The 9,736-nt window shown below is 69.2% G+C and carries 10 protein-coding genes; 5 read left to right on the forward strand and 5 right to left on the reverse strand.

Annotated elements, in window-relative coordinates; genetic code table 11:
* Nucleotides 1–155 precede the first annotated feature (155 nt).
* From ABZ909_RS36625 to ABZ909_RS36635, 3 genes are all read left to right on the forward strand, one after another.
* Entirely contained in the window at nucleotides 156–815 is a 660-nt protein-coding gene (locus ABZ909_RS36625; RefSeq protein WP_357009402.1) for an arsenate reductase ArsC, read from the forward strand.
* 48 nt (nucleotides 816–863) lie between these two features.
* Nucleotides 864–1,823: a LysR family transcriptional regulator gene (locus tag ABZ909_RS36630; RefSeq protein ID WP_357009405.1), complete on the forward strand. Its 960-nt coding sequence runs from the start codon at nucleotides 864–866 to the stop codon at nucleotides 1,821–1,823.
* 197 nt (nucleotides 1,824–2,020) lie between these two features.
* Nucleotides 2,021–3,127 carry a PLP-dependent cysteine synthase family protein gene (locus tag ABZ909_RS36635; protein ID WP_357009530.1) on the forward strand — a complete coding sequence of 369 codons (1,107 nt, stop codon included), beginning with the start codon at nucleotides 2,021–2,023 and terminating at the stop codon, nucleotides 3,125–3,127.
* Between the two features lie 134 nt (nucleotides 3,128–3,261).
* Here the strand turns inward: ABZ909_RS36635 and ABZ909_RS36640 are convergent, their stop codons facing one another.
* Nucleotides 3,262–4,461, reverse strand: a complete 1,200-nt coding sequence (locus ABZ909_RS36640) for an erythromycin esterase family protein (RefSeq protein ID WP_357009408.1) — start codon at nucleotides 4,459–4,461, stop codon at nucleotides 3,262–3,264.
* 112 nt (nucleotides 4,462–4,573) lie between these two features.
* On the opposite strand from ABZ909_RS36640, the gene ABZ909_RS36645 reads away from it, so the two are divergent.
* Nucleotides 4,574–5,293, forward strand: coding sequence for a MerR family transcriptional regulator (locus tag ABZ909_RS36645; RefSeq protein ID WP_357009532.1), 720 nt, complete (start codon nucleotides 4,574–4,576; stop codon nucleotides 5,291–5,293).
* A gap of 408 nt (nucleotides 5,294–5,701) precedes the next feature.
* Here the strand turns inward: ABZ909_RS36645 and ABZ909_RS36650 are convergent, their stop codons facing one another.
* Both ABZ909_RS36650 and ABZ909_RS36655 read right to left on the reverse strand, forming a co-directional pair.
* Nucleotides 5,702–6,103: a nuclear transport factor 2 family protein gene (locus ABZ909_RS36650; RefSeq protein ID WP_357009412.1), complete on the reverse strand. Its 402-nt coding sequence runs from the start codon at nucleotides 6,101–6,103 to the stop codon at nucleotides 5,702–5,704.
* A 50-nt stretch (nucleotides 6,104–6,153) separates the two neighbouring features.
* A complete protein-coding gene (locus ABZ909_RS36655; RefSeq protein WP_357009414.1) occupies nucleotides 6,154–6,732 on the reverse strand; it encodes a TetR/AcrR family transcriptional regulator in 579 nt (192 codons plus the stop codon).
* A gap of 42 nt (nucleotides 6,733–6,774) precedes the next feature.
* On the opposite strand from ABZ909_RS36655, the gene ABZ909_RS36660 reads away from it, so the two are divergent.
* Nucleotides 6,775–7,632, forward strand: coding sequence for a phytanoyl-CoA dioxygenase family protein (locus ABZ909_RS36660; protein ID WP_357009417.1), 858 nt, complete (start codon nucleotides 6,775–6,777; stop codon nucleotides 7,630–7,632).
* A gap of 3 nt (nucleotides 7,633–7,635) precedes the next feature.
* Here the strand turns inward: ABZ909_RS36660 and ABZ909_RS36665 are convergent, their stop codons facing one another.
* Both ABZ909_RS36665 and ABZ909_RS36670 read right to left on the reverse strand, forming a co-directional pair.
* Nucleotides 7,636–7,800, reverse strand: coding sequence for a hypothetical protein (locus ABZ909_RS36665; protein WP_357009420.1), 165 nt, complete (start codon nucleotides 7,798–7,800; stop codon nucleotides 7,636–7,638).
* A 210-nt stretch (nucleotides 7,801–8,010) separates the two neighbouring features.
* The gene (locus ABZ909_RS36670; RefSeq protein ID WP_357009423.1) at nucleotides 8,011–9,651 is read right to left on the reverse strand and encodes a DEAD/DEAH box helicase; all 1,641 of its coding nucleotides are present in this window, start codon (nucleotides 9,649–9,651) and stop codon (nucleotides 8,011–8,013) included.
* Nucleotides 9,652–9,736 lie beyond the last annotated feature (85 nt).

Genomic DNA, 9,736 nt, shown 5'->3' on the forward strand with positions numbered 1-9,736 from the left:
GCTGTGCGCGAAGCCGTTCGACGAGCGGTGCCTGGCCGGGGTTTGATGGTTGCCTACCGGTAGCGATTGCCTATCATCGCGAGCTGGTGGCGTTTCGTGGTCCAGCGGCGACCGGGGGACGGGGATAGGCTGACCGACGTGCAGAGGGAGCGATCGTGAACGAGACATCCGGCGCCGCCCTGCCTTCCACCGCTCCTGATACGGACCGGATGATCCTGGACGAGGCCTCGGAACGGCTGACGGAGGAATTCGGCTCGGTGGTGGACGCCGCCACCGTCGCACGCATCCTCGACAGCTCCTACGCGCACCTCGAGGCCATCGGCATCGACCACGCCCGGCTGGCCGCGTTCGCCGAGCGGTCCGCGCGGGAACGGTTGACGGCCCTGGCCCGCGCCGAGGGACGCGCCGTCCGCACCGGTCCGGCCGTGTTGTTCGTGTGCACGCACAATGCCGGACGCTCGCAGATGGCGCTCGGATTCTTCAACCGGCTGGCCGGGGCGCGGGCCTCGGCGTGGTCGTGCGGCTCGGCGCCGGACACGGCGGTCAATCCCCTCGTGGTGGCGGTCATGGCCGAGCGCGGGGTGGACATCGCCGACGAATTCCCGAAGCCGTGGGCCGATGAGCTGATGCGGGCCGCCGACGTGGTCATCGACATGGGATGCGGTGACACCGCTCCGATCATCGCCGGGCACCGCTTCGAGCAGTGGCCGCTGCCCGATCCGGCCGGTGAGGGCATCGAGGAGATTCGGGGCATTCGCGACGCGATCGAACTCCGGGTTCGCCGCCTGGTCGCCAACCTCGGGCTGACGGGCTGACCCTCGCTTTTCCCGGCCCCCCGACCCGGTGTGCCTAGGATGGGGACCATGCTGGAGATCAGGCAGCTGAAGATCTTCGGGGCGGTCGCGCGGACCGGGTCCTACTCCGCCGCCGCCCGGCAGCTCGGCTACACCCAGCCCGCGATCAGCCAGCAGATCAAGGCCATGGAACGCGTGCTCGGCACCCCGCTGGTGACCCGGTCGGGCCATCAGCTGCAGCTCACCGAAGCCGGTGCGGCACTGACTCGGCACGCCGCGACCGTGCTCGGCAGTCTCGACGCGGCCGAGGCCGAGATCCGGGCGCTCACCGAATTGCGGGCCGGGACGGTGCGGCTGGCGGCGTTTCCGAGCGCGTGCAATCTCCTGGTGCCCAAGACCATTGCGCGCGTCCAGGCCGCGGAACCCCGGCTGAAGGTGGCCCTGATCGAGGCCGAGCCGCCGGAATCGGTGGCCATGCTGCGGGCGGGGGAGTGCGAGATCGCGATCGTCTTCGACTATCCGCACGGCAAGGTGCCGGACAGCGAAAGCTCCTGTGACGCAGCCAGTCCCGACCTCTCCGAGCTGAATGCGCGCACCCTGCTCACCGATCGGCTGCGGGCGCTGCTGCCGGTCGGGCACCGCTTGGCGGGGACCGCGCGGACCACCCCGATGCAGCTGTCGGAACTGGCGAAGGAGACCTGGATCGCGGGCTGCCCGCAGTGCCGGGGACATCTCGTCGACGCCTGCGCGGACGCGGGTTTCCATCCGGACATCGCCTATGCCACCGAGAATCCGGGCGCGGTCGCCGGCTTGGTGGCCGAGGGGCTGGGGGTCGCGCTCGCCACCGAACTCGCGCTGTCCGGTGTGCCGGCGCCGGGGGCCGTGCGCTCGCTGCCGGTGGAACCCGCCATGGAGCGGCGGGTGCTGGCGGTCACCCTGCCCAAACTCGGGGCGGTTCCGGCGGTGCGCGCGGTCATCGACGAACTGCAGGAGTCCGCGCGGCTGGTGGAGGCCGCCGTCTCGCACTAGCCCCGATGGTCGCCTCGGCGAAGGCGTTTCCGTACCGGGCCATTAGCGGTGCTTTCACCCCCTATTACAGCTGGTTGGGAAATATCGCCCCAGGTCACACTGGGAAACCGGGTTTTCCGGCTAGCGTCGGAGGTGCCCTGCTCCGCTTCGCGGGCCTGAACCGGAAGGACACCGAGATGGCTGTGACCCAGGACAACATGCTCGTCGGCGAGACCGACATCGACCGCTCCGACCCGGAGTATCGGAGCTGGCTGCGCGAGGCCGTACGCACGGTGCAGGCCGACGGCAACCGCTCCGCCGACACCCACCTGCTCACCATCCCGCTACCGCCGGAATGGGGCATCGACCTCTACCTCAAGGACGAATCCACCCATCCCACCGGCAGTCTCAAGCATCGGCTGGCGCGGTCGCTGTTCCTGTACGCGCTGTGCAACGGCTGGCTGCGGCCCGGCCGCCCGGTGGTGGAGGCGTCCAGTGGATCCACCGCGGTGTCGGAGGCGTACTTCGCCAAGCTGATCGGCGTGCCGTTCATCGCCGTCATGGCGCGCTCCACCGTGCAGTCCAAGATCGACCTCATCGAATTCCACGGCGGCGCCTGCCATCTCGTCGACGACCCCAGCGAGGTGTACGAGGTCGCGGCCCGGCTGGCCCGGGAACAGGGCGGGCACTACATGGACCAGTTCACCTACGCCGAGCGCGCCACCGACTGGCGGGGCAACAACAATATCGCCGAATCGATCTTCCGCCAGCTCGAACAGGAGCGTTACCCCGAGCCGAGCTGGATCGTCGCCACCGCGGGCACCGGCGGCACCTCCGCCACCCTGGCCCGCTACGTCCACTACACCCAGCGCGACACCGGCATCTGCGTCGCCGACCCCGAAAACTCGGCGTTCCTGGAAGCCTGGCGCACCCTGGACCGGAACATCACCTCCGACAAGGGATCCCGCATCGAGGGCATCGGCCGCCAGCGCGTCGAGCCCAGCTTCCTCCCGCACGCCATCGACCGCATGATGCGCGTCCCCGACGCCGCCTCGGTGGCCACCATCCACCTCCTCGAACGCCTCCTCGGCCGCCGCTGCGGCGCCTCCACCGGCACCGGCGTCTGGGCCGCCTTCGGCGTCATCTCCGGCATGCTTGCCCGCGGCGAGAAGGGCAGCGTCGTCACTCTGCTCTGCGACCCGGGCGAACGATACCTCGACAAGTACTACAGTGACGCCTGGCTTGCCGAACAGGGCATCGACTCGACCCCGTATTCCGTTCGGCTGGAACACTTTCTACGCACAGGTGAGCTCTCCGCCGGATAGCAGGTCGGCAACTTCGCGGATAACCGATGTCGGGTTCGCCGTATCCGTCGGATACCTGTGACGTGGACCAGCTGGCCGGTGGGCATCGGTCCCGGGGACCGCCGTCTCTGACGCCGTATCCGCCGAGTCGGGCATCACCAGTATTGCTGGCGTTTGCCGTCGGTGTCGGTGAGGAAGATGACGGCATCGGTGCCCGGGAGGTCGGCGGGGGTAAGCGGAATGTGGCCGGGCACAATCGGTTTGCTCGTGCCGGTCGATGCGGGGAGTGCGGCGCGCAGGGACGGTGCCGGGAAGAGGGAGCGGTGGGGCGTCGCTGCTGCCAGTGCGTGCTGGAGGGTGTCCGGGTCGGGGGTGGGGCTCGCGTCGGTTGCCACGAACAGGTAGCGGTCCGCCAGGGTCGGGTGGACGAGCGCTCCGGCGTTCGCCCAGTTCTCGGCATCGTCGTGGGCGGGGTTCAGGTGGGCGTTGTGGGCGAAGACCAGGGAAGGGCCCCGGTGTTGCTCCCGGGCGACTACGGCGAGGAGGTTGTCGGCCATCATTTCGGCGCGGAGGCTGAGAACGGTATCGATGCGGTCGGGGGTGTCGGTGGCCATGGCGGCGTGGTAACGGAGCAGGCCCCGGGCGGTGCGGGCGTGGGACACGGCGCGGTCGTAGGCGACGGGATCGGTGGGGCGCAGGCCGGGGGAGGCGCGGTGCAGCGCGCTGAGGAGGTCGTCGGCGAGGAGGCGGAGGGTGTGCGCTCGGGGCGAGTTGCCGATGGATGCCGCGGGGTCGTACATGGCGGCCGGGTTGGTCCAGTCGGCATCGTCACCGGCCAATTCGTCGAGGTTGCGGGCTGATTCGGGGCGCAGGGCGGCGGGGAGGCAGTCGGCGGCCCGGGAGAGGGCGTGGCGTGGGCCGGGGGCGCCGGCGTACTCCACCGGGGCGTCGAAGCCGTGGAAATGCACCCGATCCTCCGGCGCGCGGGCGGCATTGTGCGCACGGAGCCATTCGACGAGTTCGCGATTGCCCGGTACCGCGCCGAAACCGTGGCTGAACCCGCTGGTGAGGACGGTGTCGATCTCCGTGGCCGCACCGCACACATAGTCGTCGACAATGGACGCGGCGAAGTGGTCGGTCTCCAAAATGATTGACCGGTAACCCCGTTCGACGAGGTGACGGAGAATGTCGTTGCGCAGCAGCGGGAATGCGGCGATGCCATGTGTCGGCTCGCCGAGCGCGAGCAGGGCGGGCGGCTCGGTGTGGGTGGCGAGCAGGTCATCGAGGGCGAGGCCCAGGTTTTCCGGCCCGTCGATCGGGCGGCCGATGGCCAGCAAAGCGGTGGCAGTGGACATGGAGACCCCTTCCAGAAGGAACTACCTTCGACACTATCGTTGAAGGTTCGTGTGAGACTTTGCCGAATGTGACCTGTAATGATGTGTCCAAACCCTCAATCGGAGGTGCGATCTGCGACCCATCGATCTCGCGCGGGAGCACGGATTGTCCGCACAGGCCATCCGGAATTACGACGAGGCGGGCGTTCTCCCGCCCACCGAACGCAGCGACACGGGCTACCGGCTCTACACGCCCCTGCACGCACAGGCCCTGCGCGCCTTCCTGGCGCTACGTCGTGGCCACGGCCATCAGCCGGCCACCGACATCATGCGCGCGATCAACCGCCGAGACACCGAAGCCGCCTACCGGCTCATCGACGCCACCCACCTCGCCCTGCGCACCGAACGTGCCACCCGCGCCGAAGTCGCGAGGGCCCTGCACAGCCTGTCCGTCCCGATCCCGCCGGGTACCACGGGCAGGCCGCTGACCGTGGGCGAACTCGCCCGCCGCCTCGATGTGCACCCGGCGACCCTGCGCACCTGGGAAACCGAAGGCATTCTGCATCCCGACCGCGACCGCGCCACCGGCTACCGCCACTACGGCCCGGACTGCGTTCGCGACGCCGACATCGCCCGCCAACTGCGTCGCGGCAACTACCGGCTGTCCCAGATCACCCAATTCCTCGACGCACTCCGAACAGCAGGGGGAACAGCAGCCCTGACCGTCTTTCTCGACACCTGGCAAGAACGCCTGACCACCCGCAGCCGCGACCTCCTCACCGGCGCAGCCCAACTCGACTCCTACCTCACACTGCTCGATCAGCGCGACCCTGAGGCGATTCGGGATCGGTGATGGCCATGTTCCCGGGGGACAGGGACTTTCGGCCGTGATGGAATCCCGCGGCGCGCGGCATGCTCGACGGCACTGATCGGAGCACGGGCGCATCGTCCGGTGGAGCGGAAAGGAGGTGGTCGATCGGACGGATCCACAGCAGTGACCCCACGCCCCCGTTGACGCACCCCCGGTGCTATCAGACGTCTGCTCAACGGGGGCATCCGCTCGCCCGGACGACAGGTCACAGCAGGGCGCGGTCCAATGGACCCCGGTGCGTGCAGATTGCGGGCGATCCGGTCGCGCTCGGATAGGGCATCGGACCGCTCGACATGCGGGGGATTCCTCCACTCCGGCGAATTCGCGCGCGACCGAACCGCAAACATCCCAAGCGGTTCGAGGAGCGAGCGCCCCGGGTTTGCCGGGGTGTCAGGGCTGGAGGGGTTGCCGGCGCGGGACCACGCGGCGATGACTGATGCGCCAGCCGGAATCGGTGCGGACGACGAGGTCCTCGTAGGTGACACTGCCGGCGGTGCCGTCGGTCGCGACCGCGAGGCCCTTCGACAGGGCCTGCACGGTATCGGATGTGGTGGGCGAGACCACGATATTGGTGACGTGATGCCCCAGCGGGTTGCCGTCGCCCAGTCGAAGCGCCATATCGCGCAGGGCGTCCCGGCCGGTGACCACGCCCGCGCCGTAGGCGGTCAGGTCGTAGGCGATGTCCTCGGTGAAGACCTCCCCGAAGCGGTCGAAGGCGCCGGCATCGCTGAGATGTCCGTGCAGGGCGAGCAATTCGTGAATGGCCAGCCGGTCGGCCGTGGAGATCGACATAGCACGCAGTGATACGCGGCCGCGGGCGCGATCGCCAGTTCTTTTGCGGATCAGGACAGGGACAGCGACGCGGCGGTGAAACGCCAAAGGCGTTCGGCGGCAAGGTCGACGGCCGGGCGGGGGTGGACGCGCAGCTGCTGGCCGATGCCGTGGCGCAGGCCGCCGATGACATACGCGCCCGCGCTGTCGGAGTCGAGATCGGCGGGGATCTCACCGGTGGCCTGCCCGCGGCGGATGTTCGCGGCGGCCGCGTCGCCGAGATTGCGGATGTAGACGGCCTCGATCTCGGTGAGGCCCGGATCGGGCGCCGCACGGTTGAGCAGCAGCGCCGCGAGCGGATGCTCGAAGTGGAAGGCCACGAAACAGTGGGTGCGGGCGCGCTCGCGGGTGGCCCAGTCGCAGTCGGCCGGAAGCCGGTCGTCGGCGATGGCCCGGCTCAGGCCCTCGTAGAAGTCGTCCCAGATGGCCGCCAGCAGACCGACTTTGGAGCCGAAGTGGTGGTACAGCGCGCCGGTGCTCAGGCCGGTGCGGCGGGTCAGCGCGCTCAGCTCGAGGGTGCCGTTGGCGTGGACCAGTTCGTCGCGGGCGGCGTCCAGTAGTTGTTGACGTCCGATCGGTGCTCGTGCCACAGTCGAACAATAACAGAACTCAGTTATGTAAAGGATGGCGGGATGAGCGCGAAGGTGACATCGCTACGCGATCTGGACGGCGATCTGGCCGGAACCTACCGGCGCACCGAGAGCAGCGGCGCGAGCGTGGATCCGTCGGTGGCCGAGGCGGATCTGGCCGCGGTCGAGCGGGACGGCTACGTGATCCTGCACGATATGCTGACTCCGGCCGAGCTCGACGAGATCCGGGAAAGTGTTGTGCCACTGCTGGATCGGATCGGCCGGAACAACTTCGAGGGGCACTCGACCCAGCGCATCTACAGCGTGCTGAACAAGACCCGTGCCTGCGACCGCATCGCCGACCACCCGCGGGTGCTGGCCCTGCTGGATCGGTTGTTCATGCCGAACTATCTGCTGTCGATGCTGCAGGTGATCAATATCCTGCCCGGCGAGCAGGCGCAGATGCTGCACACTGACGACGGCTTCTACCCGCTGCCGCGGCCGCGAAAGGCGTTGGGGGCGGCCACTATCTGGGCCATCGACGACTTCACCGCCGAGAACGGCGCGACCGACATCATTCCGGGCAGTCACCTGTGGGACGATCGCCTGCCCGGGGAATCCGACCGTCGTGAACCGGTGGTGATGCCGGCAGGTAGCTGCGTATTCTTCGTCGGCACCCTGTGGCACGGCGGCGGCGCGAATCGCTCCGCGAATCCTCGCCTCGCCCTCACCGCGCAATACTGCGAACCGTGGCTGCGCCCCCAGGAAGCGTTCACGCTCTCCATGACCCGCGATACGGTCCGCGCGGTGTCCGAGGACATTCGCCGAATGCTCGGCTACAGCATCCACCCGCCGTTCATCGGACAGGTCGACGGCATGCATCCCAAGCGGCTCCTGGAACCCGGGGCACCCGCCCTGTAGTGCTCAGTCAGCCAGTTCGCGGGCCAGCTGCACGGCCGCTTTCATATCCGGCGCGTACCCCACCCGCCACTGCAGCCGGTCGATCGGCGTCACCGAGACCCGATACCGGTTCTCGACCCGCTCGAACTTGACGATGACCCGCTCGCTCAGTGGGCCGTCGGTCTTCATGACTTCCTCTCCTGACCCCTGTAAAAGCGCCCGAGACGACAGCTGAGAATTCACGAGGTAAGAGCGGGTAGCCGCTTGCTATCCAATAACTGTAGAAAAATCCACGCCCGCTAGATACGGGCAATTGTCACATTCTGGACGCACTCTTCCGAGCGTCGATCCGCCGCGGGCGCTCCGCTGAAGTGGCCGCGGCGTCGGACGTCGAGGGTGTCAGTTGCCCCGACGACGCCGCGGGGCGCCGTCGGTGCGCGGGGATGCGGTCCGGCCGGAGGCGCCTCGGGTACGCGGTTCGGCCCGGCCACCCTGCCGCGGATCGGCCGTGCCGCGGCGCTCGGTCCGGGTGCGGCTGCCCTGGTTCTCGTCACGTGCGCCGCCGGCGCGCGGGTTGTGGCCGTTCGCGGTGGCCGAGGTGCGAGGCTTTCCGCCGGCGCGGCCTCCGGTGCGGCGGGTGGGCCGGCCGTCGGTGGCGGTGTCGGGCTTCCGGGCCGCGGGGCGGTCGTGGGTGCGCGCATCGTCGGTGTGCTGGGAGTCCTGCCTGCGGCGGTTCCGAGGTGCGGTCTGCTTCGTGTCGGTCGCTGCCGGGCGGGTCCGCTTCTTCGGCGAGCGGGATCCCCGTGCGGGGGCGGCGGCAGTGTCCACACGGTGCTGTGCGGCGGCATCGACCGCTGGGAGGGAGACCAGCGGGGCCACCTCGCCGATCAGCTGCGTGACCGCCGGGGAGTCGGGGGTGACCGATTGCGGGGTGGCAGTGATCTTGGCCTTGCGCATGAGGGCGGCGAGGTCGGTGCGCTGATCGGGCAGGACCAGGGTGATGACGTCGCCGTGGTTGCCGGCGCGGGCGGTGCGGCCGGAGCGGTGCAGGTAGGCCTTGTGCTCGGCGGGCGGATCCACGTGGACCACGAGTTCGACGCCGTCGACGTGGACGCCGCGGGCCGCGACATCGGTGGCGACCAGGACCTTGGCGGTGCCCGAGGCGAAGGCGGCGAGGTTGCGGTCGCGGGCCGGCTGGGTGAGATTGCCGTGCAGGTCGACGGCGGGGATGCCGGCGGTGGTGAGCTGGCGGGCCAGCTTGCGGGCCTGATGTTTGGTGCGGGTGAACAGGATTCGGCGTTCGGACCCGGAGGCCAGGCGGTGCACGACCGCGCGCTTGGCCTCCGTGGTCGGCACCTCGAACACATGGTGGGTCATGGCGGCGACCGGCGAATTCGCTTCGTCCACAGCATGTTTCACGGCATCCGGCAGGAACCTCTTGACCAGCTTGTTGACGCCGTTGTCCAGGGTGGCCGAGAACAGCAGGCGCTGACCATCTTCGGGCGTGGCGGCCAGGATGCGGGTGACGCCGGGCAGGAAGCCCAGATCGGCCATGTGGTCGGCCTCGTCGATGATGGTGATCTGGACCGAGTCCAGGCTGATCAGGTCCTGGCGCATGAGATCCTCGAGGCGGCCGGGGCAGGCGATGACGATGTCCACGCCCCGCTTCAGCGCCTGTACCTGACGATGCTGCGAGACGCCGCCGAAGATGGTGGTCACCGACATGCGGTAGGCGGCCGCCAGTGGTTCCAGGGTGGCCGCGATCTGGGTCGCCAGTTCCCGGGTCGGCGCGAGCACCAGCCCGGCCGGGTGATTCGGCGCACACCGTCCGCCGCGCGCGCCCAGCCGATCCACCATCGGGATCGAGAAGGCGAGGGTCTTCCCGCTGCCGGTCCGCCCACGGCCGAGCACGTCCCGCCCGGCCAGCGAATCGGGCAGGGTGTCGGCCTGGATTGGGAACGGCTCGGTGATGCCGGCGGCGTCGAGCGCGCGGACAAGCGGTTCACGCACGCCGAGCGCGGCGAAGGAGGGCGAATTCATCGGTGTGGCAGTGCCTTCGAAAGGTGCTGGTCGCGCAGCGGAAACACTGCTTTGCGAGGAGTTAGCGAAGTCTGGCGCTCGATGT

The organism is Nocardia sp. NPDC046763, assembly GCF_040645495.1.
Taxonomy (GTDB): domain Bacteria; phylum Actinomycetota; class Actinomycetes; order Mycobacteriales; family Mycobacteriaceae; genus Nocardia.